We start from the raw sequence: 25,964 nt of genomic DNA, 5'->3' as shown, positions 1-25,964 counted from the left end.
CATTGGTATAACGCCACATTGGTATAACGCCGGCCCCGGTAGGAGGCACCTATCCGATATTAGTCGTAAACCAGCTGAACCGCCTGTTCTCCGATCAAGTGTCGCAAGTTTAGCAGTAAATCGTCATTAGGCTGGACTCGCCAGCCCTCACCGAGCTGAATTCGCGTTCGGGCCTGTTCACTTCGATACTCAATCCAAACCGGACAACCCTGTCCGCGGTACGGCTGGAGCGTCTTGTCCAGCTTCTCCAGCAGCCCGTTACCAAGCTGCCCTGCTGTTAGCGACATCTGTAAGCCCCGGCTATATCGCTGGCGTGCCGTGGCGACATCCATCACGTCGCTGACTCGCATCTTGAGTGAGCCGGAGTAATCGTCGTGGCTGACCGTTCCGTCGACGACGACCACTTCGTCAGACTGTAGCAGGTCACGGTTCTCGTTAAAGGTCTCGGAGAACAAGGTCGCCTCGATACGAGCGGATCGGTCATCCAGCGTCACGAAGGCCATGGTCTGACCGCGCTTGTTCTTCATGGTGCGCATGGCAACGACCAGCCCGGCGACCCGCTGAGGCCCCTTGCCTGGCTTAAGGTCGGCGATGGACTGGCGGGCAAACCGGCGCACTTCCCGCTCGTACTCATCGAAGGGATGACCGGTCAGGTAAAGTCCCAGCGTATCCTTTTCACCTTTCAGCCGCTGTTTTTCAGGCCACTCGCGGACAAGGCGCACTTCTTCGAACGGATCGTTCGCGGTGCCGTCCAGCGTTTCACCGAACATATCCACCATGCCCACGGTTTCGTTGCGGGATTGCTGTCCGGCCTGCTGCACCGCCTTCTCGATGCTCGCCATCATTGCCGCCCGGCCCGGGCCCATATTATCCATGGCCCCGGCACGAATCAGGGCTTCGATGGCGCGCTTGTTCACCCGCTTGAGGTCGACACGCTGGCAGAAGTCGAACATGTCCTTGAACGGCCCGCCCTGGGCGCGCGCGTCAGCGATGCTCTGGATCGGGCCCTCGCCGAGGCCCTTGATAGCCCCGAGGCCGTACACCACCTGCCCTTTCTCGTTCACCGTGAAGGTGTAGGCAGAGGTGTTGACGTCCGGCAATACCAAGTCGAGCTTCAGGTTGCGGCATTCTTCGACCAGTGTCACGACCTTGTCGGTGTTCTGCATATCCGCGGTGAGAACCGCGGCCATGAACTCTGCCGTATAGTGAGCCTTAAGCCATAGCGTCTGATAGGACACCAACGCATAGGCGGCCGAATGCGACTTGTTGAAGCCGTAACCGGCGAACTTCTCTACCAGGTCGAAGATGTTCTCCGCCAGCGTTTTCTCAATGCTGTTATTCTCGCATCCATCGAGGAAAATGGCCTTTTGCTTGGCCATTTCCTCGGGCTTCTTCTTACCCATTGCCCGCCGCAGCATATCGGCGCCGCCGAGGGTGTAGCCCGCCATCACCTGGGCAATCTGCATGACCTGTTCCTGGTATAGGATAACCCCGTAGGTGGGCTCCAGAACCGGTTTCAGACCGTCATACTGATAATCCGGGTGTGGATAGGACATGGGCTGGCGACCGTGTTTCCGGTCGATGAAGTCGTCCACCATGCCGGATTGCAGCGGACCCGGACGGAACAAGGCCACCAGAGCAATCATGTCTTCCAGGCAGTCGGGCTGCAGTCGGCGAATCAGGTCCTTCATGCCCCGGGATTCAAGCTGGAACACCGCGGTGGTCTCTGCCCGCTTGAGCATATCGAACGAGGGCGGATCTACGAGCGGGATTTTGCTGATATCCAGCGGTGGCTCGCCACGTTTCTCGCGCCCCGGATTGATCATTTCCAGGGCCCAGTTAATGATCGTCAGCGTCCGCAACCCCAGGAAGTCGAACTTGACCAGCCCGGCGTCTTCTACGTCGCCCTTATCGAACTGCGTGACCGGGCTACCGCCCTCGTCGTCGCAGTAGAGCGGCGAGAAGTCGGTGATCTTCGTCGGCGCGATCACCACGCCCCCGGCGTGCTTACCCGCATTCCGGCATACGCCCTCGAGCTTGAGGGCCATTTCCCAAATTTCCTGGGCTTCCTCGTCGTGATCCAGGAACTCCTTGAGCTGTTCTTCCTGCTCAATGGCTTTCGCCAGGGTCATGCCCACTTCGAAGGGAATCAGTTTGGATAGCTTATCCGCCAGCCCGTATGACTTGCCCTGCACCCGTGCTACATCGCGCACCACCGCCTTAGCGGCCATGGTACCGAAAGTGATGATCTGCGAGACCGCAGCCCGACCGTATTTCTCGGCCACGTAATCGATCACGCGATCACGGCCTTCCATGCAGAAGTCGACGTCGAAGTCGGGCATGGACACCCGCTCGGGGTTCAGGAAGCGTTCGAACAGCAGGTCGTATTCCAGCGGGTCGAGGTCGGTAATCTGCTGAGCGTAGGCCACCAGCGATCCAGCACCGGACCCTCGGCCAGGGCCCACCGGCACCCCATTGTTCTTGGCCCACTTGATGAAATCCATAACGATGAGGAAGTAGCCGGGGAACCCCATCTGGATGATGATATCCAGCTCGAAATTGAGGCGCTTGTAGTAGGCGGCGCGCTTGTCGTCGTATTCCGGATCGGCTGAATCCAGCGTTCGGGACAGCCGGCCTTCCAGCCCTTCCTCCGAGACTTTGCGGAAGAAGTCATCCATGGTCATCCCTTCGGGGATGGGGTAATCCGGCAGGAAATATTCGCCCATGCGCACTTTGACGTTGCAACGCCGGGCGATTTCCACGGTATTCTCGACCGCCTCGGGAATGTCCGAGAACAGCTCGATCATTTCCTCAGGACTGCGCAGATACTGCTCGTCGCTAAAGCGACGGTCACGGCGCGGATCGTCCAAGGTGCGGCTTTCACCGATACAGACCCGGGCCTCGTGCGCTTCGAAGTCTTCCTGGTTGATGAAGTGAACGTCGTTGGTGGCCACCACCGGCAGGTCCAAAGCATCCGCCAGCTCAACACTCAAGTGAAGGCACTCTTCGTCGCCTTGCCGGCCCGTGCGGTGCAGTTCGAGGTAATAGGCATCCGGGTAGAGGGATTGCCAGTACTCCGCTCGCTGCCGGGCCAGGTCGTGCTTACCGGCCAGCAATGCACGGCCGACATCGCCCACTTTGGCACCGGACAGGGCAATCAGGCCTTCGCGACGCTCTTCGAGCCAAACCTTCTCGATCATGGGCACGCCATGAAGCTGGCCGTCCGTATAGCCTAGGGAGATGATTTCAGTGAGGTGGCGATAGCCGGTTTCATTGCGGGCAAAAAGCGTCAAGCGAAACGGCTTTTCCGGCTCATCCGGGTTGGACAACCAGATATCGGCGCCAATGATGGGCTTAACGCCGGCCCCCATGGCGGCTTTATAGAAACGGACCAGCGAGCACATGTTGGATTGCTCGGTCAGGCCCACTGCCGGCATGTTCAGCTCGGCCACGCGATTGATGAGCGGCTTGATCCGGACCAGGCCGTCAACCAGTGAGTATTCGGAGTGGACGCGCAGATGTACAAACGTATTCGGCATGGGGCGTTAGCGGGGCTCGATTCTATTGAAATTAATCCCGGATTCTATCAGTCAGGGCGTCACAAATCGCGTCCTTTAATAAGCATTCTGTAACCGCCTCTAACGCTGCATCAGCTCCAAAAGGCCTGACTTTGTCTGGGGCCCGAACCGGGCCTCGAGCAACTCTCCATCAGGCGTGACGACGTAGGACGCGGGCAATCCAACCGGCAGTTCCCAGCCCAGCTTGGGGCCCGGATCTTCGGCCAGCATACGGAACCGAATATCCATCCTTTCACCAAGATCGCGCAGGTCCTGGCCGGTGATGCCATCGAAGTTAACCCCGAGCACCATCGCTTTGTCGGTTTCGTCGAGGGCATTGAGTTCGGGAATTTCCTCCAGGCAGGGCTCGCACCATTCTGCCCAGTAGTTGACCACCACCCATTGCCCACGCAGTTCGTCCCAGTCCAGACTATTGCCCTGCGCATCCTGAAAGGCCGTACGTTCGCAACCCGCGAGAATGACGAGGGCAAACAAGGCGATAGGGAGTTTGAGGTACTTCAAACGCAACCCTCCTGTTAGACTAAGCGCTCACAAAACGACGATCCAGAACGCGAGACCATGACAGAGACGACCCGAATTTTCCATAATCCGCGCTGTTCGAAATCCCGCCAGACCCTGGCGTTGTTGGAAGAACAGGGCATCCAGCCTGAAGTCATCCGCTACCTCGAAACACCGCCCAGCGCCGAAGAGCTGAAGGCTATCCTAAAGCAGCTCGATAAATCCCCGCGCGAACTCATGCGCACCGGCGAAGAGTGTTATCGCGAACTGGGTTTGAGCAATAGCGATCTGACAGACGATCAACTCATTGCAGCGATGATAGACAACCCTAAGCTGATCGAACGGCCTATCGTACTGCATAACGGCAAGGCTGCCCTCGGGCGACCGCCAGAGTCAGTGCTCGATATTCTCTGATTGTTGGTCTGACCGGAGCTCAAAATGGCTGAGACCCCTTATATCCTGGTACTTTATTACAGTCGCAGCGGTCACACTGCAGATATGGCGTTACAGGTCGCCCGCGGGGTAGCGCGCGTAAACGGGATCGAGGCCCGGGTCAGAACCGTGGCACCGGTGTCGCCGGATACCGAAGCCAGCGTGCCGGCCGTCCCCGAAGACGGCGCGGTTTATTGCACAACAGAAGAGCTGCGGCATTGCGCCGGGCTGATTCTTGGTAGTGCCACCCGCTTTGGCAACATGGCCGCGCCGCTGAAGTATTTTCTGGACACCACTGGCGACATGTGGCTTAACGGCGCACTGGTCGACAAACCGGCCGGCCTTTTCACCTCGACTGGTAGCTTGCATGGGGGCCAGGAAGCGACCTTGCTATCCATGGCGATTCCCCTGCTCCACCACGGCATGCTGATCACCGGTGTCCCCTATACCGAACCGGCGCTGTCACGGACGGAAGCCGGCGGCACGCCGTACGGTGCCAGCCACTGGGCTGGAACAGATGATCCTCACGCGATGACAGAAGACGAAAAAACAATCTGCCAGATTTTGGGCCAAAGAGTTGCACGCCTGGCGCTGAAAGTGGCGGGCTAATATTTCCGCCACCGCTTCATTCTACCTAAGGACATCCAAATGCTTCACACCGTGCGCGCACGCAAAACCCGACTGCTTTGTCAGGTGCTTTATGCGGCGTTAATCATTCTGTTGGTGGTCACTACGTTCTGGCCAGCGCCGGATCCTGCGCTGTCGTTACCACTCATTCTATCCATTAAGCTGGTCCCTCTTTTGGTTTTCATTCCGGTGGTTATCAGCGGCCACAATCGCGGGATGATCTGGCTCAGCTTCGTGCTGATTTTTTACTTCACCCAGTTCGTTGTCAGCGCCTGGCTGACCGAGGGTGGCCTGGGTGCGACAGCCAGTGCGGTTGTCGCCCTTCTACTCTTCGTTTCTGCTATGGTGCATCTGAAAACCAATCGGCCTGAGTAGTCCGCATTATGCCCACATTGTCCACCACGCCGGCAGCTCCACCCCGCGCCACCCTGACGCTTCGTGACATCTGCACCGCCTTGGTAGAAGACGGGGAAATCACCCAGGACGATGCCGAGCGTGTGCTCACGGGCAATCTAGGCGCCGAGTCTGCCAAGCGGCATCCCTTGGACGTCGTGGCGATTGCCGAGCTGACCAGCCAAAAAAACAAACGCACCTTGGGCCTGGATCGTCTCACCGAATGGCTGGCCCACTGGGCCGACCAGCCCTACTATCATATCGACCCGCTGAAAATCGATGCGCCGGGCGTGGCTCGGGTCATGTCCTTCGCCTTCGCCCAACGTCACCATATTCTGGCCGTGGAGATCCATCCGGACGAAGTCTGGATTGCCAGCGCCGAGCCTTTCAAGCACGACTGGGAAGCCAACCTGCGCCATGTGCTGAAAAAGGACATCCGGCGGGTGGTCGCAAATCCCGAGGATATTCGCCGCTTTACCGTCGAGTTCTACCAGCTTGCCAGCTCGGTCAGTAAAGCCAGCGGCGCAGCGGCTCAGGGCGCCACCAATATCCATAACTTCGAGCAGTTACTGGATCTGGGCGACAACAAGAGCCCGGATGCCAACGACCAGCACGTGGTTAAAATCGTCGATTGGCTCCTGCAGTACGCCTTCGACCAACGCGCCAGCGATATCCATATCGAGCCCAGGCGCAACATTGCCCAGGTCCGATTCCGCATCGACGGTGTGTTGCACAACGTCTATGAATTCCCGGATCAGGTCGGCGTGGCCGTGGTTAGCCGCCTGAAAATTTTGGGCCGCTTGAATGTAGCGGAGAAACGTAAACCTCAGGATGGCCGCATCAAGACCCGAAAGCCGGATAATGCCGAAGTGGAACTGCGCCTGGCTACCATGCCGACAGCGTTCGGCGAAAAGATGGTGATGCGGATCTTCGATCCGGAGGTACTGCTCAAGGGCTTCGACAAACTGGGTTTCAGCCGCGAAGATGTGCAACGCTGGAAGGCCATGGCCGACCAGCCACACGGCATCGTTTTGGTCACCGGCCCGACAGGGTCGGGCAAAACAACCACGCTGTATTCGACGCTGAAGCAGTTGGCCACCTCCGAGGTCAATATTTGCACCATCGAAGACCCCATCGAGATGGTGGAACCGACCTTCAACCAGATGCAGGTTCAGCATGGCATCGACCTGACCTTCGCTTCCGGCGTGCGTGCTCTGCTACGGCAGGATCCGGACATCATTATGGTGGGCGAGATACGGGATCTGGAAACAGCGGAGATGGCGGTTCAGGCGGCGCTGACGGGTCACCTCGTCCTCTCCACCCTGCATACCAACGACGCACCAAGCGCCATAACACGGTTGATTGAGCTGGGGATTCCGCCTTATCTGATCCGCGCGACGGTTTTGGGTGTCATGGCCCAGCGTCTGGTGCGCACGCTCTGCCCGGATTGCAAGGTAAAGGCAGACGTCGATCCCAGTGCCTGGACCAGCCTGACCCGCCCCTGGAAGGCGCCTAAGCCGGCTGAAGTCTACGCGCCCGGCGGCTGCCTGGAGTGCCGCAATACCGGCTATCGAGGCCGCGCCGGCGTCTACGAGATCCTGCAGCTATCACCGCGGCTGCGCAGCGCTGTCGATGAGTCTTGCGATCTGGAGCAACTCCGGGTGGAGGCCTACAAGGATGGCATGAAGTCCCTGCGGCTCAGTGGTGCGCAGAAAGTGGCCGCTGGCGAAACCACCATCGAAGAAATCTTGCGGGTCACGCCGGAAAGCCAGCGCTGAGCCGGTCACTGTCCCGGGCGGAAGCCGCACTGGCCGAGTAATTCCTGCCAAAGTCTCGTGTGACGGGCCACGGTTTCATCGAGCCGATGCCAGAGGCTCTGTTCACCGGTCAGACTCAGGTAGCGACGGTAGTAGGGTTTGAAGTCCTGGGGCATGACATCACTCTGGCTCGCCGCCAACTGCTCGAAACCTGGCACCAGCGCATCCCGCACACGATTCACCATCGCCATGTAGGGCTGCACCTCGCCGGCATAGACCGAAAAGAACATGCTCTTGGCAATCTCTGCCTGGTTATTGGTGCGCTGCTTCAGGCATAGCGGATGGCTGTCGAGACGCCGTTGCATGACATCGGCTGCATCGTTCAAGCGGGTTACCAGCAGTAAGCCGCTCTTAATCAACTGCCCCATCCGATCCTCAGCCTGCCAGCGTTGCTGAACCTCGCCCATGAATTCCAGGCCTGTACCCAGGCTTCCTTCCTGCAGCGCTGACAGTCGGGTGTTCAGCAGCGCCAGATCCCGCGCCAGATCAGACACCGTGGCGCCGCTCGTTCCTATCGGCAACAGGCCTTCGGTGCGCGTAAACAGCGGTTCAATTTCTTCGGTCCCCCAAGTCGCATTCCAGACCGCAATCGGTAAGCTCTCGACTTTGGCGCCACGGGCTTTGGCCACTGCATCGTAAAGACCTTCGTCGTCCTCCAATTGGGGTAGACAGTTTCCGGCAGCCTCGATAAACCTCAGTTCGTAACGCAGCACGTTAACGGGCTGCATGACCCGACCGAGGCCGGAATTGCGCTCCCCCACCACGAACTGCAATTCGCAGCCGTACAACGAGAGGAAATCGAGCATGTCGAGCTCCAACTCGGGCATTTCGAGGCGGCGTTCGCGGCGCCGGGGGAACAGGTCAGCCAGGGGCACTTCGGTCAGGGCGTGGTCCTGCTCAAGCACACGGGCTACCCGCTCGACATATTCGTCCATCATGGACTGGGGTGCGGAAAAGGGGTTGCAGCCGGCAATCAAGGCGGCAGTCAGCACGACTGGCAGATGGCGTACGAGAGAGTTAATCCGAAACCGGTTCATGGGAGAAGTTTACGTACAGCGATCGGGAAAAGGGCAACCAATAGACCATAGCGACGGACGCCCTGGCCTGAATGTCCGGTGCAGGAAGGGAATGGCTGCCACCGCTTCCGCTGTCATGGATGGCCATCCCTGACCAGCCATGACGACAGGGACATCCATGTCCCTTCTCCAGCGGTGGCAGCCATTCCCTTCATCAAACCTTGTGCAGGGCGATAGGCTTTGAAAGAAGTTCCAGATTGATAAAAAGACTCAGTCGATCTCTGCCAGAAGCGCATCGACTTCGTTGAAATCGTGGGCAATGGGATAGCCTGTCTTAACCGACTCCTCGCCGCGAACCAGAAGGATGGTTTCCATGCCAGCTTCCGCTGCCGCATCAAGCTCCTGAGTGATGTCGGACAGAAAGAGTACCGTCTCCGGCTCTGTGCCAAGTCCAAGTTCGTCCAGGATGTTTCGGTAAGCCTTAGCCTCGCGCTTGGCGCCGACGTGGGTGTCGAAATAACCACTGAAAAACGGCGTCAGATTGCCGCAGCTACTGAAGCCAAAAATAAGCTTCTGAGCCTGTACCGAACCGGAGGAGTAGACGTACTGGCGCAGGCCACGGTCATGCCACTCGCGCAGTTTGTCGGCAGCGTCTTGGTAGACATGACCCTTGAAGTCGCCATCCCGATAACCCTTCTCCCAGATCATGCCCTGCAGGGCTTTAAGGGGCGTAGCCTTGCGATCTTCGCGAATCCAGGTCAGCAGCGTGTCCACCAACCCTTCGAGATCCGACGGATCGCCCCCGCTCTCGTCGGCCACAGCCTTGAGCTGAACCTGGACAGCCTCGTTGTCAGGCGCCTGCTGCCGCACGAAGTCCGCCATATGCTCCGCCGCGTAGGGGAAGAGCACATCGTGGACGAAGGAAATCGAGCTTGTGGTCCCCTCGATATCCGTCAAAATGACTCCGATCATCCGGTGGCACCCAATATACGCTCGTAGCGTGGCAGACGGCTGGCGATGTCCTCGCCGGTGAAGCTGGCGACCCACCCGTCCGGATTGGAGAACAGGCGAATACAGGTAAATTCCGGCTCCGGCCCCATGTCGAACCAGTGGCGGGTGCCGTCCGGCACGCTGATCAGGTCGTTCTTTTGGCACAGTACGGCATAGACCTTCTCGCCGAAGTGCAGGTAGAACAGTCCCTGGCCGCGGACAAAGAACCGCACTTCGTCTTCGCTGTGGGTGTGTTCGTCGAGAAACTTCTTGCGCGCCGCATCCTTGTTGGGATTGTCAGCGCTCAAGCTGACGACGTCGGCTGTCTGGAAGCCGCATTCCTGCTTCAGTTGCGATACGTCGTCGGCATAAGCGTCCAGAATGTCATCCTGACTGGCGTTGGCCGGTAAATCGCGAGTCGGCCACTGCTCGAAGCGAACGCCCTGCTCGTTCAGCAATTGCTGAATCTTGGCGGGCTCTTCAGTCACAACCTCCGGCTGGTCCGGCTGGTGTTCGCGGTAAATACGCAGCGTAGTCATCGTGTCACCCTCATCATTTCCAACTCACAAGCGAACAGGAATTCAAATGCTTCTACATGGCGCAAACAGTCTGCCATGGTTTTTCCCCACGTATAAAGGCCATGACCCCGGATCAGATAGCCCGGCTGTTCCGGGTGGCGCTCGAACCAGCGACGGGCCTCCTCGGAAAGAGCCTGGATATCCTGTGTATTTTCGAAAATCGGCACCACCAATGAGGACTCGTGGGTGGTCGTGCCCGGAAACGCCTTTTGCAGCTCGTAATCCTGCAGCTCAAGCCTCCCCTGGCCGGCCAGGGCACGACTGAGGACCGTTGCGTTGACCGAATGCGTGTGCAGGACCACACCAATGTTCGGGAATTGTTCATAGAGCACGGTGTGCAGCAAGGTTTCCGCCGAAGATTTGGCCTCGCTCTGGACTGGGCGGCCTTTGAGATCCACTACCATAATATCGCCCGCGCCCAATTGTCCCTTGTGGCGCCCCGAAACGGTGATGGCGATATGTCCGGCATCGATTCGCGCAGAATAGTTGCTGCTCGTCGCAGGCGACCAGCCATTGGCGTAAAGGAAACGCCCCGCGTCGATCAGCGACTGGGCGGCGGCAGCATAACGGGTTACATCGAACATTCAGCCTCCGGAACGAGCCGGTAGCGGTAGGGAGCACCGCCCGGCGTACACGTATGAATGGCCGGTATTATAGAGCGCCACTGTCCGCCAGCAAGCGGTGACGGGCGTCGACCAAATCCGCAATGACCGATATGGCGATTTCCGCCGGGGTCTTGCTACGAATTGCAATGCCTATGGGCGCGTGCAGTCGTTCCAGTTGTTGCTCTGTTATACCCAGGGCTACCAGGCGCTCCCGACGCATCTGCGAGGTTTGCTTCGAACCCATTGCCCCGACATAAAAACACGACGATTGCAGCGCCGCCAGCAGCGCCATGTCGTCGACCCGCGGGTCATGAGCGAGGGCCAGGATGGCAGTGTGAGAGTCATTGAATGAGCGGAGTACGAGGTCATCCGGCAAGGACGTCAATACCGGCGTTTCGCTGTCCGTCCAGCCGGCGAGAAAGGTTTCACGCGGCTCGCAAAGGGTCACATCGAACCCGCAACGACGACCGAAAGCCGCAACGTGGCCGGCCACCTCGCCCGCACCGACCAACAGCAAACGGCACTCGGGCCCCAGCGTGTGGCGAACGGACTCCCGCTGTTCGGTTATGCCCGTGCCTTGTCCGTCGCTCGCCTCGATGATCATCTGCCCGGTCTTTAGATCGACAATGCGGGATGCCGGGACTTTCGCGTCCAAGTAACCGAGTAATCGACACACCGCCTCATGTTGCTTCTCCCCGGCAAGCGGCTCGATCAAAAGACGAATACGCCCTCCGCACGGCAGACGAAACCGCTCACGGTCATCCGTCGTCACGCCGTAATCGGTTATCTGGGGACAATCGGGCCGATCCTCACGCGCCGTGCGCTGTAGCAAATCCTCCTCCAGACAGCCGCCGGAAACCGAACCCGCCCAACGGCCGGATTCGCTTACCGCAAGCATGGAGCCCGCCGGTCGCGGGGACGAGCCCCATGTATCGAGGATGGTACATAGCCACACGCGCTCGCCAGCATTGAGCCAGTTTTCCGCGGCTGCCAACACTTGGTATTGAGGATGGGACATGATGCCTGCTCAGTGTAGCCTGTGACTTGTCGCTAACGGTTCGCCAGCGCTACGCTAACGTTCGCGTGGGCCGTGGACATGTTTATATCTGAAATCACGTGTTCAAACGCAATGTTAAGTTGGCCTGCCGCAGATCCAACGGAAACGCCGGGGCAAAGCCCGGCGTTTTTTAGGAAGCAGACGCAGAAAATCCCTACTTGATGACCGGGTTACCTTCGCTGTCGTTCCAGAATTTGCGCTCGCCGGAATCCATCTTGCCATTACTGTCCCAGAACTCACGCTTTTCGGAATCAACTTTACCATTGTCGTCCCATACTTCGCGATTCTCGGTCTTCTCCTCGACTTTACCGTTGTCTTCCCAGAGCACACGGTCCTTGCTACAGCCCGCAAGTACAACACCTGCAAGTGCAATCAGAATCAACTTACGCATCAATAACTCCTGATAAATTCATCACTGCTTTATTGCATCACAGAACAACGGAGCAGCCCATTACATGTCGCTCATTTTGCACGAAAAAAGGGAGCTTGAAAGACAGTGCGTTTATTTAAAACCATGCAGTTCACGATTTTTCTGTTTGTCTTTTTCACTCTTGCGCAGCATCACATAGACCGCGCCGGTGCCACCATGGTGTTTCTGCGCCGAATGAAAAGCCATCACCGACTCGAGTTCCGTCAGCCATTTGGCCAGGTAGCTCTTTAATTGGGCAATGCCGTCCGGGTTGCGCTCACCCTTACCGTGCAGAATCAGTACCGAGCGAATACCGTAGGTGACACACTCATTAACGAAGCTGAATACCTCGCGCCGGGCTTCATCCACCGTCATCCGGTGCAGATCCAGGCGAGCCTCGATCTGGTATTGCCCAAGCCGAAGCTTACGATAGACTCCATGCTGGATACCGGGGCGTTGATAAGCCAGCACATCATGAGCTTTGAGGGGCTCCACATCCGCGGCGGTCAGCGGATTAGCGTCCCTTGCCGGCTTGTCTACAGCAGCACGCTGGCGCTCGATATGCCCGGGTGTGAGGGTACGGGAGGTCTGTACATCGGCCCGATTGGGCTGTTTAATGCGGCGGACATCGCCCATTTCCTCTAGGAAACTGAGGCGTTCCTCTTTTGTGGCCATGGTTCAACCTGATCGTTAACCGTCAATCAAGCCTGGCAAGACCTGTAAGGACAGGACACCAGACCCAAAAAACTGTACCACCAGCGCCCCCATCAAGGAAGCCAGTTCCTAAGAAGACGCTGAACGAATCATTGAACGCAAGTGGGGATAAAAGTTCAGGCTTTAGAGAGAAAAAACCCCCGGAGGGGACCGGGGGGAGCAAAAGATCGGGGAAGAATCTTCCCTTCAAGCTTTCAGACACCACAGACAGTTACCTCGACGGAGATCAATTACGAGATAACTGCACATACCTTAACCAATCTAATAGCAAGCGGCTGTTGTACATTAGTCTTACGTGGCTGGCCTGTGTGTGGCCCATCGGCTAAACAGCAACCTTCGGCTAAACTAAAGGCCTAGACGATTTTAACCCTTCGAAAGTCTCGACAATAATGAGGCCATCGCCCTCCGAGGTCCCGAAATGCCTGCCGAACCCCGGGAACCCCACTCCCAGAACATTCGAGCGATCATGGCGTTCCTGCGTGAGCACGCCCCCTTTTCCAATATGGATGAAGCCCACCTAGCCCACTTCGCGGAACACTGCGTGCTCAAGTTCTACGCGGATGAAGATATCGTGCTCTCTCCCGACGAGGGTCCGGTCAAGACGTTCAACGTGGTGAAACAAGGCCTGATTCGCGGAGAACGCACCGGCAAGGCCGGTGCAACCGAAACCACCTTTGAAATCAGCCAGGGCGAGTGCTTCCCACTCGCTGCATTAATTGGCGAGCGCCCCACACGGACGTTGCATCGCGCATCCGGCGATACCTTCTGCCTGAGCCTAAGCCATGGTGCGTTCGTCACCCTTTTCTCCGAGAGCGAGCCTTTTCGCGACTTCTGCCTGCGCGGCGTCAGTAGCTTGCTGGACCAGGTCAACCAACGCATTCAGTCCGGAGCTATGGCCTCGATCGGCCCCAGTCATTCGTTAGATACACCGCTAGACCGCTATGCGCTACGCAATCCTATCGTATGCTCGCCGGATCTGCCGGTGCGAAAGGCCGTAGCCCGTATGCACGAAAACAATGTGGGTAGCATCATTATCACCGATGACGAACGCCGCCCCATCGGGATATTCACGCTGCATGACCTACGAACCATGGTGGCAGAAGAAAGCGCCACCCTGAGCACGCCCATCGGCCAGGCCATGACCCGCGAACCCTACGCGCTGCCTGCCGATGCCGATGCCTTCGAGGCGGCGATGCTGATGGCGGAGCATCATTTCGCCCACCTCTGTGTCATTGACGAGGAGAAACGCCTGATCGGCGTGGTTTCACAGCGGGACCTGTTTTCCCTGCAGCGTGTCGATTTGGTGCATCTGGCGCGCACTATCGGCAAAGCGTCTCATCTGCGCACATTGGTCAGCCTGCGCTCTCAGGTCGCCAAACTGGTGGACACGATGCTCGCCTACGGGGCCGACTCCGGCCAAATCGTGAAGATCATCACCACACTTAATGACGCGACGGTTCGGCGCGTGCTGGAGCTGAACATTCAGCGTCACGATCCGGGCATTCCATTTACCTGGCTCACGTTCGGCAGTGAGGGGCGGCAGGAACAGACCCTGTTGACCGATCAGGACAACGGCATTCTCTTCGAAACACCGGTGGGCATGACCGAAGATCAGGTTCGGGAAAAACTGCTGCCTTTCGCAGAAATCGTCAATAACGAACTTGCCGACTGCGGCTTTACGCTTTGCAAGGGCAACATCATGGCAAGTAACCCCAAGCTGTGCCTGAGCGAAAAGGAGTGGGACGACTGGTTCGTACGGTTTATCGATGCTTCAACGCCGCAGAACCTGGTCTATTCCTCCATTTTTCTGGATATGCGCGCGGTGTTCGGTGCTACGGAAGCGCTGGAGCGCCTGTTGCGCCGGGTACTCAAGCGAATACAGAAGAACGCACTGTTTCAGAAGATGCTGGCTGGCAATGCCGTAACCCGTCGCCCGCCGTTGACGATTTTTCGCGGATTTCGTTATGCGCCGGACGGCAAGAAGAATACCCTGGACCTCAAACGGCAGGGGCTGGCACCGTTTGTGGAATCGGCTCGAGTGTTCGCCCTGGCCTGCGGCATCGGCGAATCCAACACGCTCGAGCGAATGGAGAAACTGGCACAGAAAGGCGTCTTCGACCGCAAAGATGCCAGTGCCTGGAAGGAAGCGTATAGCCTGATTCAGGCCCTCCGCATGCGAGCGCATCAAGAGCAACTCAAGAACCAACAGCCTCTCAATAACTACATTAACCCCGACGACCTGAACCCACTGGATCGACGTATCCTCCGGGAATCCTTCCGCCAGGCTCAACGGCTTCAGCAAAAACTGGAAACCCGATATCTCCTTTAACGGCGGGCTCGCATCGGCAATGATTCATCGTATAAAAGAGTGGCTTGAGCACTACTTCTCCAACGACCCCGACCGCCCGGGCCTGGAACATCTGCCGCGCGCGAAAACACCTGGGCCGGAACCGCTGACCGGACAACGGCTGATCGTGCTCGACCTCGAGACCACAGGCCTCAATCCGGCCAAAGACCATGTCATCGCGATCGGTGCCGTCGCCATCGAAAACCTTGGCATCCCCTTGGCGAATCAGTTCGATCTTATCCTCAGGCGCCCGGAGCTGGATATCCGGGAAACGGTGCTTATCCATGGCATCGGACCGGATGCGCTGACCCGCGGACACGAGATCGAAGAAGCACTGATACGTCTGTTGAGCTGGATGAATGGGGACCCGATCCTCGCGTTCCATTCCGCGTTCGACAAACGCTTTCTGGAAAAGGCCTTAAAAGCTCAATTGGGCTACACCCGCGAACACACCTGGCTGGACGTTGCCGAGATTCTGCCCGCACTCTTCGAGCCCCCCGGCAGCGGCGGACGTCTTGACGACTGGACCGATCACTTCGGGTTGCAGGTAAGTGAACGTCATCACGCAGCAGCGGATGCCATGGCGACGGCCGAACTTGCGCTCATCGCGCTGAATCGCGCCATTCGCGAGGATCTGAGCACGCTGTCTCAACTTAACGAAAAACTTCGCATCGGGCGGCGCCTCAAACACCTTCAAAGTCCGTGATGTGGTCTATCTTTCTTGGACCCAAGCCTCTTGGTTGCAGACAGAAACAACGCCGACCACAGCCCCCAAGACACTTTTTCCCGCAGCGGCAGGAGAGCAGCTTCAATAGGAAATAGGTCTATTCAGCGCGTTCTTAGACTATTTGCCAATATCTATAAGCATGGCGCCGGGTAGAGTCTGGTAGTGAAGAAAGATGGAAAAAAGTTAATAACTTACTAGCGAGGATTTTTAGCAAGACTATTCTTAACAAAATAGAAACGCCTACCAATAGCCCATGTTCAATAAAAACAACATTGGAGAGCTGTTATGTCGCACAACCCTGATAACGCAGTGAAATACTGGAAGGCCAACCTACGCCTGATTATCGGGTGCCTGATTGTCTGGGCATTCGTATCCTATGGTTGCGCCATACTCTTCCGTCCTCTTCTGGCCGGGATACCCGTTGGAGGAACCGATCTTGGTTTCTGGTTCGCCCAGCAGGGTTCCATCCTCACCTTTATCGTCTTGATCTTCTTCTACGCGTGGAAAATGAACAAGCTCGATAGACAATTCGGCCTGCACGAGGAGTAAGACCGATGAGCCAGTTTGCAATTAACCTGTTGTTCGTTGGGGGCTCGTTCCTCCTCTATATTTTGATCGCTATCTGGGCCAAGGCCGGCACCACCAAAGATTTCTACGTCGCTGGCGGTGGCATTCATCCCATTACCAACGGGATGGCGATCGGCGCTGACTGGATGTCTGCTGCGTCCTTTATTTCCATGGCCGGCCTTATTGCAGCCGGCGGCTACGCCAACTCTACCTTCCTGATGGGCTGGACCGGCGGCTACGTGCTCCTGGCAATGTTGCTCGCCCCTTACCTGCGGAAGTTCGGCAAGTTTACGGTACCTGAGTTTATCGGTGATCGTTTCTACAGCCGCAACGCACGACTGGTCGCAGTCATCTGTCTGATCGTGGCTTCGGTGACCTACGTTATTGGCCAGATGGCCGGTGCCGGCGTTGCCTTCTCTCGCTTCCTTGAGGTTGACTCTACGACAGGGCTGATTATCGCAGCCATCGTCGTATTCATCTACGCGGTGCTCGGCGGCATGAAGGGGATCACCTACACCCAGGTTGCCCAGTACTGCGTCCTGATCGTCGCCTATACTATTCCGGCGGTGTTCATTTCGCTTGAGCTGACCGGCAATCCCATCCCGGCACTGGGTCTGTTCTCCGAGCATAATGCCTCCGGCATGCCGCTCCTGGCCAAGCTGAATCAGGTCATTACCGAACTCGGCTTCAACGAGTACACGGCGGACGTCGACAATAAGCTGAACATGGTGCTGTTCACCCTGACGCTGATGATCGGTACCGCAGGCCTACCCCACGTTATCATTCGCTTCTTTACCGTACCGAAAGTGGCCGATGCACGCTGGTCTGCCGGCTGGGCACTGGTCTTTATCGCTCTGCTTTATCTGACAGCGCCGGCCGTTGCGTCCATGGCTCGTTTGAACCTGATGCAGACGATCTACCCGGAAGGCCCGACATCTCAGCCGATCGAGTATGAACAGCGCCCGAACTGGGTGCGCGAGTGGGAAGTGACTGGCCTCATCCAGTTCGAGGACAAGAACAACGATGGCCTTATCCAACTCTACAATGCGTCCGAATCCTTTGAATCCACGGCCCAGGCTCGTGGCTGGCAAGGTAACGAGCTGGAGGTCAACCGGGATATCCTGGTACTGGCCAACCCGGAGATTGCCAACCTGCCCGGCTGGGTGATTGGCTTGATCGCTGCCGGTGGTCTAGCGGCTGCATTGTCCACCGCTGCCGGACTCTTGTTAGCGATATCCTCCGCCGTCAGTCACGACCTGATCAAAGGTGGCATCAATCCGAAGATCTCGGAGAAAGGTGAGCTGATGGCTGCGCGGATTTCCATGGCCGTCGCCATTGTGGTGGCAACCTATCTGGGCGCCAATCCCCCGGGGTTCGCCGCGCAGGTGGTCGCGCTCGCCTTCGGTATTGCCGCCGCTTCCCTGTTCCCGGTGCTGATGATGGGGATCTTCTCCAAGCGCGTGAACAACAAGGGTGCGATTGCCGGCATGCTCACCGGTCTGGCTTTCACGCTGATCTACATCTTCGTGTACAAGGGCTGGCTGTTCATTCCCGGCACTAACAACCTGCCTGATACCGCGGAGTACTGGATCCTGGGTATCTCTCCATTGTCCATCGGTGCGGTGGGTGCAGTGGTTAACTTTACGGTCGCCTTCCTGGTATCCAATGCCACAGAAGAGCCTCCGGTAGAGATCCAGGAGCTGGTCGAAAGCGTGCGCTATCCCCGCGGGGCTGGTGGTGCCACCGACCATTGATTCATAATATGATTCCCTGCAGATGCTGATCTGCAGATAGCCATCCTTAGCGGGCTTCCTCCACGGGGGAAGCCCGCTTTATTTAAGGAACCCCGATGTTCTGGAATTTCGTAGCAACGGTTTTTGCAGGCCTGGGCGCAGCAGGTATCGCGATGGGCATCCGCGCTGTTACCGCCAAGAAAGCGCCGCGGTGGCTGGTCCCTGTGTTTGGCGGCGCCGGGATGCTCGCCTACATGGCGTATATGGAATACACCTGGTTCGACCTCAAACAATCCCAGCTACCGGAAGACGCCGTAGTTGTCAGCGAGGAGCAAGAGAGCGTTATCTGGCGCCCCTGGAGCCTAGTCGTACCCCAAACTTCGCGTTTTACCGTAGTGGATACCAGCAGTATCGTGGCGGACGAACAGAACCCCAAAGTGTTCAGCTTTTACCTCTATCGATTTGAGAAGTCCTACACTGACTCCGTCGAGGAGCAGGTTTATCTGCTCAATTGCGTAGAACAGCAACTCGTGCCCGTCTCTGAAAACGGTGAGGCGATGGTTCAGTCGTTGCAAAAACTGGCAGACGATGACCGTCTACTGGGGGCTGTATGCACTTGATCGGCGTACCTGAAAGCAACGTTTGAAGATGCATCACCGCAAAGGCTATCTATGCTGAGTGGCTGGTTACTGGTCCTTATTTCAATCACCTATATTTCCCTGCTTTTTACCGTGGCCTGGGCTGGCGACCGCCACCCTGGCCTTTACCGAAAGAAGTTCGCGCGCACGCATATTTATGCGCTCTCCCTAGCAGTTTACTTTACCTCTTGGACGTTCTACGGCGCGGTCGGCCGAGCAACCCAAGAGGGCCTTGGCTTTCTTCCCATCTATTTGGGGCCTTTGCTGGTTTTTCTGTTCGGCTCCTCACTCCTGCGCCGAATCATCTACATCAGCAAGCGCAATAACAGTACGTCCATCGCGGATTTCATCGCTTCGCGTTACGGCAAGTCCCAAACTCTGGCGGCGCTGATTTCAGTCTTTGCACTCGTGGGGAGCGTTCCCTATATCGCGCTACAGCTCAAAGCGATCGCCATGGGTTTTACCGTGCTCTCGGAATCCGATGGCTTGTCGGACCCTTTCCTGACCCAGGCGGCCTGGCGGGATGCGGCGTGGTACATCACGCTGGTTCTGGCGTTATTTACTATTCTCTTCGGCACCCGGCATCTGGAATCTACCGAGCATCATCGGGGGATGATTCAGGCTGTCGCCTTCGAATCGGTGATCAAGCTGGTCGCTTTTATTGCCGTAGGACTGTTTGTCGGCTTTGGCCTCTATGGCGGGTTCGGCGATCTGCTCCAGCGTGTACGCGAGGCCGACCTGATTGGCACCCTGACGTTCGACAATGTCGAGCCGGTGGCTTTCGTCACCCAGACGGTCGTCGCCATGCTGGCTATCATATGCCTTCCCAGGCAGTTCCATGTCACGGTGGTGGAGAACACCGATCACCGCGACCTGGAGACGGCTCGCTGGGCGATGCCCGCGTACCTGGTCATCGCCAGTGCCTTCGTCCTGCCAATTGCCGCGGCCGGCCTCCTCTCACCCAATAGTGGCGATACCAATCCCGACGTACTGATACTCAGCCTGCCGATTCTTGCCGGTGAACAATGGTTGGCGATCCTGGCCTATCTCGGCGGAGGCTCAGCGGCAGCAGCGATGGTCATCGTATGTTCGGTCGCTATCGCCACCATGGTAAGCAACGAGATCATCATGCCCGCGCTACTCAAATTCTTCCGCCCGCGGATGAATCAGCGGGGCGATCTGAGCTACTTGCTACTGAGTATTCGCCGGGTGGCCATTTTCGTCATCCTACTCACGTCTTACGGCTTCTATCGTCTGGCAAGCGAAGAGTACAGCCTTACTGCGTTCGGGTTGTTGTCGTTCGCAGCAGCGGCGCAGTTCGGCCCCTCCCTCGTGGGCGGCATCGTCTGGCGGCGTGGCAACCACACTGGCGCTGTCTGGGGTCTGGCTGCCGGTTTCTTGATGTGGTGTTACACCCTGCTGATTCCAGCCCTGGCATCCACGGGCTGGCTGAGCGATAGCTTGATCGAAGAGGGCCTCTGGGGCATGGGCTGGACACGCCCCACGGCCCTGTTCGGTATGGAAGTAGATCAGGTCAGCCATGGCATTATCTGGAGCCTAGGCAGCAATACGCTGCTCTACATCACCCTGTCGCTCTTTACCCGGCAGCGCGTTCGGGAAAAGATTCAGATTGCCTCCTTTTTTCACGATCCCGAGCCACGCGCCGAAACGCCTCAACAGCAAATTTGGCAAGGTGAGATCCTGACCGCTGACTTGCAGGCGCTTGCGGATCGCTTTATGGGCGAAGACCGCTCCGAAACACTGTTTCGCAACTATGAGCGCCGCAACGCCACGCGCATTGCTCCGCAGCGTCCGGCCAGCACACATCTGATGAAGTACGTGGAACGCCAACTGGCCTCGGTCATTGGCGCATCTACGGCAAGGGTGGTGCTGGAGTCCACCCTAACGGGTCGCGACATGCAGATCGAGGACGTCGTCAGCATCGTCGACGAAGCCTCCCAGGCCATGACCTTCAGCCGCGAGCTGCTGCAATCGGCGATCGAGAATATCAGCCTGGGTGTGGCGGTGGTGAACCACCGGCAGCAGCTAGTGGTCTGGAACCAGCGTTACCTCGATATGTTCGTCTATCCCCGCGGCTTCGTTCGCGCCGGGCGGCCATTCGCCGATCTTGTGCGATATAGCATGGTGACCATGAACCTACCAGCCCGTAAAGTCGACGAAGTGCTCGAAGATCGTCTGCGGTGCATGCGCGAAGCCCTGGCTTTCGCTGACGAACAGCACCGTCCGGATGGCACCATCCTGAAGATCGAAGGCAGCCCGATTCCCGGCGGGGGCTACGTGATCACCTTTCAAGACATCACGCCCATGCGACGGACCGAACAAGCGCTAAAAGAAACTAACATCTATCTGGAACAACGGGTTAAAGAGCGCACACAAGAATTGCAGGTCTTAAACGAACAGCTGCTGAAGGCAAAATCCGTCGCCGAACAGGCTAATCAGAGCAAGACACGCTTCCTGGCTTCGGCCAGCCACGACCTGCTGCAACCCTTGAATGCCGCCAGGCTCTTCACCTCGGCGCTGGTGGGCAAGGCGCAGGGAGAGCTGAAAGACCTGGGGGATCACATCGACAGCTCCCTGGAAGCGGCCGAGGAGATCATCAGCACCCTGTTGGACATATCCAAACTGGACGCCGGGGCTCTGGAGCCGAAATTAACGCGATTTCCCGTCAACGACCTACTCCGGCATCTCTCGACGGAGTTTTCCGCCATCGCCCATGAACAGGGTCTCGAACTGCATATGGTGCCTTGCTCGGCCTGGATTCATTCCGACCAACAGCTGCTGCGCCGGGTTATCCAGAATTTCCTATCCAACGCTACCCGCTATACTCCGAAAGGCCGCATCCTCCTTGGCTGTCGACGCCTGAAAGGCTATGTGCGCGTGGAAGTCTGGGACACCGGTCCCGGCATACCCAGCGATAAACTCAAGCAGATCTTCGAAGAATTCCGGCGGCTGCAGCAGGCCAGCGACCAAAAAGGTTTAGGCTTGGGATTGGCCATCGTGGATCGTATCAGCACTATGCTTGACCATCCGGTTAACGTTCGGTCCGAGCAGGGACGCGGTAGCATTTTTAGTATTACGGTTCCCCGGGTAGAACCCATCGAAGCGCCGGCCCCCTCTATAGGCAGGAAAACATCGTCCCGCGGACTGTCCAACCTAAGGGATCTGGCTGTCCTATGCATTGATAACGACGAGAACATCCTTGATGGAATGATCGCGCTGCTTAACAACTGGGGTTGCGTTGTCACACCCGCCCTAAGCCTGGAGGAAGCCAGGCAGGCTATAGGTAACAAGGCGCCCGACATTATTCTCGCGGACTACCAACTGGATAACGATCAGAGTGGTCTGGACGCAATGAATGCACTACAGGCCGATTTCGGTCGTCCTATTCCAGGCATCCTCATTACCGGTTACATGGCGGAAGATGTTAAAACCGCAACTCTGGAACAGGGTTACCAAATCCTGTACAAACCGGTGAAGCCGGCAGCCCTGCGAGCCATGGTCAACAAACAACTCAAACGGGCTGCCCAAGGCTAGTACAGAAGCGTGCGCCAACGATTATCCGGGGTGAAATTTATGACTGCCTTGGCGAAGACCAAAGCGCGTTCCGAAAATGACTTCTCCAAGTTCCGCGCGCTGATTGTGGACGACTTCGAGAACTTCCGCCTATCGATGCGCCAAATGCTGTGGGGCCTGGGTCTGGGCCACATTGACGCCGTTTCCAATGGTGCCGCAGCCATTCAGAACTGCACTTACGACCAATACGATATTGTGTTGTGCGACTACAACCTCGGTACGGGCAAGAGTGGCCAGCATGTATTGGAGGAGTTGCGACACCGCAAGCTGTTACGCCGCACCTCGCTCTTCGTTATGGTGACCGCAGAAACCTCCAAGGAAATGGTCATGGGTGCGCGCGAGTACCATCCGGACGGCTACCTCACCAAACCCATTAACCAGGCCGCTCTCAGCCAACGACTGCATGCGCTTTTTCACCAGCGCTCGGTGCTCTACCCTATTAACCGTGAAATCGATCTGGAAAACCTTCCCAAAGCCATCTCACTGTGCACTCAGCTCTTGCCACAGCAGCCTCGCTATAAGACCTGGATACTCAAAACAATGTCCGATCTTTACTATCAGGTCGGCGACTATAGTCATGCACGCAAGGTCTGCGAAGATGTGTTGGCATCGCGAGAAATCGCCTGGGCACGGCTGGGCTTGGGCCGCGTCCAGATCGCCGAGCGGCGTTACCAGGAAGCGGCTCATACCCTGCAAATTCTGGTCGAACACCAGCCAGACCTTATGGAAGCCTACGATCTCCAAGCCCAGGCGCTGGCGGCTGCGGGTAAGCCTGCCGCTGCTCAGCGCACACTGGAGACGGCAGCCAAATTATCGCCCAACGCGATCCTGAGACAGCGTAACCTCGCTATCATGGCCACCGAAAATCAGGACTTGGATGTGGCCTCAGCAGCTTGGCGCAAGACCGTTCACCTGGGTATGCACAGCATTCACGATGACCCCGAGCACTATCTCAACTTGGGGCGCTCTCTGAGTGAGCTTAGTGACGACGATCATAGCGAGGAAGGACAGGCTCACGCAGAAGAGGCGCTACGCACACTTCAGGCTGTAAAAAAGCGCTTTCCCGATGCTGAGGAAGAACATCGCCAGAGTATATTGGTCCAATCACGGGTGCATGCCAGCCAGGGACGAGCCAAAGAAGCGGAACAGCTCGTCGAGTGCATTGTTACCCGTGTTGACGAAGCAAGCATGGCGCCTGAAACGGTGCTTGAACTCGCCCGCACTCTTTTCGCTATTGATCACCGTAATGAGGCGGAAAAGCGTCTCTATACGCTCTCTCAGCGCTTTCCTGACGACAAGGAACTACAGCGATCCATCGGATCCCTGCTGGATGAACCTGTGAGCTTTCGCAAGCGGGTCAAAGCCCGCCGTTTGAACCGTCAGGGTATTTCGGCTTTCGAAAGTGGAGACCTCAACGCTGCGGTAAAGACATTCCAAGAAGCGCTAAGCTTTGTTCCCAAGCACGCCGCGCTCAACCTTAATCTAGTGCAAGTCCGCTTAAAGCAGCTGGAAGCTCAACCTCAGGACCAGTCCATGCTAGACGAATGCAAGCGGAGTCTTGAGAACTTGAGAAACCTCTCCCCTAACAATCAACAATACCGGCGTTACCAGTCCCTGCAGCGGAAAGTGGAGTCCCTGTCATGATCGATAGCATCAAACCCGAGCGGACCGAACCAGTTACCGAATCCCTGGATTTCACGATGGTTATGGCATCAGCGGTTCACGATATGAAGAACTCGCTCGGCATGCTTCTGCATTCGCTCGACGAGCTGGGGGATGAGATCCCAGGTAGCGTAGGGAGCTCACCTCGTTTCAATACACTACGATATGAAGCCGAAAGGGTGCATGGAGACCTGGTGCAACTGCTCGGGCTCTACCGACTCGACCAGGACACCCTCAGCGCCCATATCGAAGAGCATTTCCTGCCCGATTATCTAGAGGCCCAGTTGGCGCGCCATGTCCCACTACTTGAAGGGCATGGCCTTGAGCATACCCTTGTATGCGATTCTGTAAGCGGCTACTTCGATGCCGAACTACTGGCCGGCGTCATCAATAACACGGTTAACAACGCCATTCGCTATACTCGCAGCAGCATCTACATTAGCGCGGGGGAGCATGAGGGATACTTGGTCATACGGGTCGCCGACGATGGCTCCGGTTATCCTCACGCCATGCTGCAATCCGCCTCCTCAGCCGCCGAGCCCATCAATTTCCAATCAGGCAGCACTCGGCTCGGGCTTTACTTTGCTGAAGCGGTTGCTCACCTACACCGCAATGGCGATCGGTGCGGTGAAATCCGAATTCTAAATGGCGGACCACTGGGCGGCGGTGTTTTTGAGATCTGGTTACCGTGAATACCAACGAAACTCCTTGATTCAGCGAGTCTTAGTCGCTAACTTTTGCCAGACTCCAGGGATGTGACAACGTTGTAATCACACTGCGGTCGGAGTCGTATGCGTACAAGGAGAAGACTATGGCTCGCGGCCAAGCGCTGATTATTGACGATTCCTCGACGGCGAGAATTATCCTCGCCCGATTGCTCCAGAAAGCCGACCTGGTAACCAAGGGTGCCGTTTCGGCGGAAGAAGGCTTCCAAATGCTCCAGGCGGAACCCTATGATCTGATTTTTCTGGACCATCTACTTCCTGGCATGAACGGGTTTCAGGCACTGGAACGTCTCAAGAACAATCCAGACACAGCCCACATACCGGTATTCATGTACACCTCGCAGAACGCCGATAAATACCTTGAAGACGCCAAAGCACGGGGTGCGTCAGGAGTCATCAGCAAACAAGTGGACCGTGATCAACTTCTAGCTATGATCGAATCCATCCTCGCCGGTGCTGAAGAAGCGCCCTTGCTTGAGTTTCCCGACGAGAGTGCGGTGGAACGCGGTAGTCCAAACCCTGACGAGTTGATGCTGAACCGTCGTCTGACCGGGCGTTTATCCACTCTCGAAATCGCTTACGAAGAAACCCACGATGAACTTCACCAACTCAAAGGTCTATTAACCACCATACAGACACGCCAGGAAGCAGCCTTGGAGCAACGGTACAGGAAGTTGAAGCTATACTGGTTGCTTACCGTTGTTGCGTTTTTTATCGCTGCCTGCTTTTTTACCTTCAAACTAATAGCGTTGGAGCAGGTAATGGACAGCATCAGCCAGCAGTTTACGGTGGTTCAGGAAATTATTGCGGCGCTGGTTGATTTGAATGGTGGTGAAGAGGGTTAGGTTTAACCCTGTATCTAAAGCATTTTTTTATGAACCCCAACATGCAGTGTTGGGGTTTGTTTTTGGGGGGACGACTATCACTATTCACACCTAGTGCCCTTCGGGGCCGTTGGTGAGGGAGGGCGCGCGCGTTCGATACGGGGGGCCTGCAGCGGCAGACCCTTGGGCTGCAACGACGACCCTGGCGGCACCGCTGTGCGCACTCCGTAGTCACTTTTGTGAGACCAATAAAAAAGCCCCGGCAGCTTACGCTGTCGGGGCTGTTTTATTTAGGAGCCTGACGATGACCTACTCTCGCATGGGCAGATGCCACACTACCATCGGCGCTGGTCCGTTTCACGGCTGAGTTCGGGATGGGATCAGGTGGTTCCGGACCGCTATAGTCGTCAGGCAAACAGGTTGACCACTGGGC

22 protein-coding genes and 1 rRNA gene are annotated in these 25,964 nt (G+C 57.1%); 13 read left to right on the top strand and 10 right to left on the bottom strand.

Annotated elements, in window-relative coordinates:
- Positions 1-59: 59 nt before the first annotated feature.
- Both dnaE and FXO11_RS07545 read right to left on the bottom strand, forming a co-directional pair.
- Entirely contained in the window at positions 60-3,539 is a 3,480-nt protein-coding gene (dnaE, locus tag FXO11_RS07550; RefSeq protein ID WP_148862412.1) for a DNA polymerase III subunit alpha, read from the bottom strand.
- A 99-nt stretch (positions 3,540-3,638) separates the two neighbouring features.
- Complete coding sequence (locus tag FXO11_RS07545) at positions 3,639-4,079, bottom strand: TlpA family protein disulfide reductase (RefSeq protein ID WP_148862411.1); 441 nt, start codon at positions 4,077-4,079, stop codon at positions 3,639-3,641.
- Between the two features lie 57 nt (positions 4,080-4,136).
- Here FXO11_RS07545 and arsC point away from each other — a divergent pair, with 57 nt between their 5' ends.
- Genes arsC through FXO11_RS07525 form a run of 4 tightly spaced genes read left to right on the top strand, consistent with a single transcriptional unit; the run spans position 4,137 to position 7,306 of the window.
- Positions 4,137-4,490, top strand: coding sequence for an arsenate reductase (glutaredoxin) (gene arsC, locus FXO11_RS07540; RefSeq protein WP_148862410.1), 354 nt, complete (start codon positions 4,137-4,139; stop codon positions 4,488-4,490).
- Positions 4,491-4,514: 24 nt separating this feature from the next.
- Entirely contained in the window at positions 4,515-5,117 is a 603-nt protein-coding gene (gene wrbA / locus FXO11_RS07535; RefSeq protein ID WP_148862409.1) for an NAD(P)H:quinone oxidoreductase, read from the top strand.
- A 39-nt stretch (positions 5,118-5,156) separates the two neighbouring features.
- A complete protein-coding gene (locus FXO11_RS07530) occupies positions 5,157-5,510 on the top strand; it encodes a DUF2069 domain-containing protein (RefSeq protein WP_148862408.1) in 354 nt (117 codons plus the stop codon).
- An 8-nt stretch (positions 5,511-5,518) separates the two neighbouring features.
- Positions 5,519-7,306 (top strand): GspE/PulE family protein, encoded by a 1,788-nt coding sequence (locus FXO11_RS07525; RefSeq protein ID WP_148862407.1) that lies wholly within the window; start codon positions 5,519-5,521, stop codon positions 7,304-7,306.
- Between the two features lie 5 nt (positions 7,307-7,311).
- Here FXO11_RS07525 and FXO11_RS07520 read toward each other — a convergent pair whose 3' ends face one another.
- The 7 genes from FXO11_RS07520 to smrA form a co-directional block, all read right to left on the bottom strand.
- Positions 7,312-8,382 carry a DUF3080 domain-containing protein gene (locus FXO11_RS07520; RefSeq protein ID WP_148862406.1) on the bottom strand — a complete coding sequence of 357 codons (1,071 nt, stop codon included), beginning with the start codon at positions 8,380-8,382 and terminating at the stop codon, positions 7,312-7,314.
- A gap of 249 nt (positions 8,383-8,631) precedes the next feature.
- Entirely contained in the window at positions 8,632-9,333 is a 702-nt protein-coding gene (gene mtnC / locus FXO11_RS07515) for an acireductone synthase (RefSeq protein WP_148862405.1), read from the bottom strand.
- The gene (locus FXO11_RS07510; RefSeq protein WP_148862404.1) at positions 9,330-9,890 is read right to left on the bottom strand and encodes a 1,2-dihydroxy-3-keto-5-methylthiopentene dioxygenase; all 561 of its coding nucleotides are present in this window, start codon (positions 9,888-9,890) and stop codon (positions 9,330-9,332) included. The genes mtnC and FXO11_RS07510 overlap by 4 nt, the downstream gene beginning before the upstream one ends.
- Complete coding sequence (locus FXO11_RS07505) at positions 9,887-10,513, bottom strand: methylthioribulose 1-phosphate dehydratase (RefSeq protein ID WP_148862403.1); 627 nt, start codon at positions 10,511-10,513, stop codon at positions 9,887-9,889. The genes FXO11_RS07510 and FXO11_RS07505 overlap by 4 nt, the downstream gene beginning before the upstream one ends.
- 67 nt (positions 10,514-10,580) lie before the next feature.
- Complete coding sequence (locus tag FXO11_RS07500) at positions 10,581-11,552, bottom strand: XdhC family protein (protein ID WP_148862402.1); 972 nt, start codon at positions 11,550-11,552, stop codon at positions 10,581-10,583.
- A 193-nt stretch (positions 11,553-11,745) separates the two neighbouring features.
- Positions 11,746-11,982, bottom strand: coding sequence for a membrane lipoprotein lipid attachment site-containing protein (locus tag FXO11_RS07495; protein ID WP_148862401.1), 237 nt, complete (start codon positions 11,980-11,982; stop codon positions 11,746-11,748).
- 111 nt (positions 11,983-12,093) lie between these two features.
- Positions 12,094-12,675, bottom strand: a complete 582-nt coding sequence (smrA, locus tag FXO11_RS07490) for a DNA endonuclease SmrA (RefSeq protein ID WP_148862400.1) — start codon at positions 12,673-12,675, stop codon at positions 12,094-12,096.
- 457 nt (positions 12,676-13,132) lie between these two features.
- Here smrA and FXO11_RS07485 point away from each other — a divergent pair, with 457 nt between their 5' ends.
- From FXO11_RS07485 to FXO11_RS07445, 9 genes are all read left to right on the top strand, one after another.
- Entirely contained in the window at positions 13,133-15,043 is a 1,911-nt protein-coding gene (locus tag FXO11_RS07485; RefSeq protein WP_148862399.1) for a putative nucleotidyltransferase substrate binding domain-containing protein, read from the top strand.
- A 19-nt stretch (positions 15,044-15,062) separates the two neighbouring features.
- Positions 15,063-15,767, top strand: coding sequence for a 3'-5' exonuclease (locus FXO11_RS07480; protein WP_148862398.1), 705 nt, complete (start codon positions 15,063-15,065; stop codon positions 15,765-15,767).
- A 306-nt stretch (positions 15,768-16,073) separates the two neighbouring features.
- On the top strand, positions 16,074-16,337 hold the full coding sequence (locus tag FXO11_RS07475; RefSeq protein ID WP_148862397.1) for a DUF4212 domain-containing protein: 264 nt from the start codon (positions 16,074-16,076) through the stop codon (positions 16,335-16,337).
- A 5-nt stretch (positions 16,338-16,342) separates the two neighbouring features.
- Positions 16,343-18,109, top strand: a complete 1,767-nt coding sequence (locus tag FXO11_RS07470; RefSeq protein ID WP_148862396.1) for a sodium:solute symporter family protein — start codon at positions 16,343-16,345, stop codon at positions 18,107-18,109.
- Positions 18,110-18,204: 95 nt separating this feature from the next.
- Positions 18,205-18,708 carry a hypothetical protein gene (locus tag FXO11_RS07465; protein ID WP_148862395.1) on the top strand — a complete coding sequence of 168 codons (504 nt, stop codon included), beginning with the start codon at positions 18,205-18,207 and terminating at the stop codon, positions 18,706-18,708.
- A gap of 51 nt (positions 18,709-18,759) precedes the next feature.
- Positions 18,760-22,281 (top strand): hybrid sensor histidine kinase/response regulator, encoded by a 3,522-nt coding sequence (locus FXO11_RS07460; protein WP_148862394.1) that lies wholly within the window; start codon positions 18,760-18,762, stop codon positions 22,279-22,281.
- Positions 22,282-22,320: 39 nt separating this feature from the next.
- The gene (locus FXO11_RS07455) at positions 22,321-23,964 is read left to right on the top strand and encodes a tetratricopeptide repeat-containing response regulator (protein ID WP_148862393.1); all 1,644 of its coding nucleotides are present in this window, start codon (positions 22,321-22,323) and stop codon (positions 23,962-23,964) included.
- A complete protein-coding gene (locus FXO11_RS07450; RefSeq protein ID WP_168203136.1) occupies positions 23,961-24,674 on the top strand; it encodes a sensor histidine kinase in 714 nt (237 codons plus the stop codon). The genes FXO11_RS07455 and FXO11_RS07450 overlap by 4 nt, the downstream gene beginning before the upstream one ends.
- A 119-nt stretch (positions 24,675-24,793) precedes the next feature.
- Positions 24,794-25,552 (top strand): response regulator, encoded by a 759-nt coding sequence (locus FXO11_RS07445; RefSeq protein WP_148862392.1) that lies wholly within the window; start codon positions 24,794-24,796, stop codon positions 25,550-25,552.
- A 275-nt stretch (positions 25,553-25,827) separates the two neighbouring features.
- On the opposite strand, the gene rrf is transcribed toward FXO11_RS07445, so the two are convergent.
- Positions 25,828-25,943, bottom strand: a 5S ribosomal RNA gene (gene rrf, locus FXO11_RS07440).
- Positions 25,944-25,964: the final 21 nt, after the last annotated feature.

The sequence above is a fragment of the Marinobacter fonticola genome (assembly GCF_008122265.1).
In the GTDB taxonomy this organism is placed as follows: Bacteria; Pseudomonadota; Gammaproteobacteria; order Pseudomonadales; family Oleiphilaceae; genus Marinobacter_A; species Marinobacter_A fonticola.
The sequence above is the reverse complement of the archived record's forward strand: the minus strand, read 5'-3'. Positions and strand labels throughout refer to the sequence as shown.

Bases quoted from the DNA above. Each gene is read 5' to 3' on its own strand.
- dnaE (WP_148862412.1), bottom strand. From the start codon at position 3,539: ATGCCGAATACGTTTGTACATCTGCGCGTCCACTCCGAATACTCACTG.
- arsC (WP_148862410.1), top strand. From the start codon at position 4,137: ATGACAGAGACGACCCGAATTTTCCATAATCCGCGCTGTTCGAAATCC.
- wrbA (WP_148862409.1), top strand. From the start codon at position 4,515: ATGGCTGAGACCCCTTATATCCTGGTACTTTATTACAGTCGCAGCGGT.
- FXO11_RS07530 (WP_148862408.1), top strand. From the start codon at position 5,157: ATGCTTCACACCGTGCGCGCACGCAAAACCCGACTGCTTTGTCAGGTG.
- FXO11_RS07525 (WP_148862407.1), top strand. From the start codon at position 5,519: ATGCCCACATTGTCCACCACGCCGGCAGCTCCACCCCGCGCCACCCTG.
- FXO11_RS07520 (WP_148862406.1), bottom strand. From the start codon at position 8,382: ATGAACCGGTTTCGGATTAACTCTCTCGTACGCCATCTGCCAGTCGTG.
- mtnC (WP_148862405.1), bottom strand. From the start codon at position 9,333: ATGATCGGAGTCATTTTGACGGATATCGAGGGGACCACAAGCTCGATT.
- FXO11_RS07510 (WP_148862404.1), bottom strand. From the start codon at position 9,890: ATGACTACGCTGCGTATTTACCGCGAACACCAGCCGGACCAGCCGGAG.
- FXO11_RS07505 (WP_148862403.1), bottom strand. From the start codon at position 10,513: ATGTTCGATGTAACCCGTTATGCTGCCGCCGCCCAGTCGCTGATCGAC.
- FXO11_RS07500 (WP_148862402.1), bottom strand. From the start codon at position 11,552: ATGTCCCATCCTCAATACCAAGTGTTGGCAGCCGCGGAAAACTGGCTC.
- FXO11_RS07495 (WP_148862401.1), bottom strand. From the start codon at position 11,982: ATGCGTAAGTTGATTCTGATTGCACTTGCAGGTGTTGTACTTGCGGGC.
- smrA (WP_148862400.1), bottom strand. From the start codon at position 12,675: ATGGCCACAAAAGAGGAACGCCTCAGTTTCCTAGAGGAAATGGGCGAT.
- FXO11_RS07485 (WP_148862399.1), top strand. From the start codon at position 13,133: ATGCCTGCCGAACCCCGGGAACCCCACTCCCAGAACATTCGAGCGATC.
- FXO11_RS07480 (WP_148862398.1), top strand. From the start codon at position 15,063: ATGATTCATCGTATAAAAGAGTGGCTTGAGCACTACTTCTCCAACGAC.
- FXO11_RS07475 (WP_148862397.1), top strand. From the start codon at position 16,074: ATGTCGCACAACCCTGATAACGCAGTGAAATACTGGAAGGCCAACCTA.
- FXO11_RS07470 (WP_148862396.1), top strand. From the start codon at position 16,343: ATGAGCCAGTTTGCAATTAACCTGTTGTTCGTTGGGGGCTCGTTCCTC.
- FXO11_RS07465 (WP_148862395.1), top strand. From the start codon at position 18,205: ATGTTCTGGAATTTCGTAGCAACGGTTTTTGCAGGCCTGGGCGCAGCA.
- FXO11_RS07460 (WP_148862394.1), top strand. From the start codon at position 18,760: ATGCTGAGTGGCTGGTTACTGGTCCTTATTTCAATCACCTATATTTCC.
- FXO11_RS07455 (WP_148862393.1), top strand. From the start codon at position 22,321: ATGACTGCCTTGGCGAAGACCAAAGCGCGTTCCGAAAATGACTTCTCC.
- FXO11_RS07450 (WP_168203136.1), top strand. From the start codon at position 23,961: ATGATCGATAGCATCAAACCCGAGCGGACCGAACCAGTTACCGAATCC.
- FXO11_RS07445 (WP_148862392.1), top strand. From the start codon at position 24,794: ATGGCTCGCGGCCAAGCGCTGATTATTGACGATTCCTCGACGGCGAGA.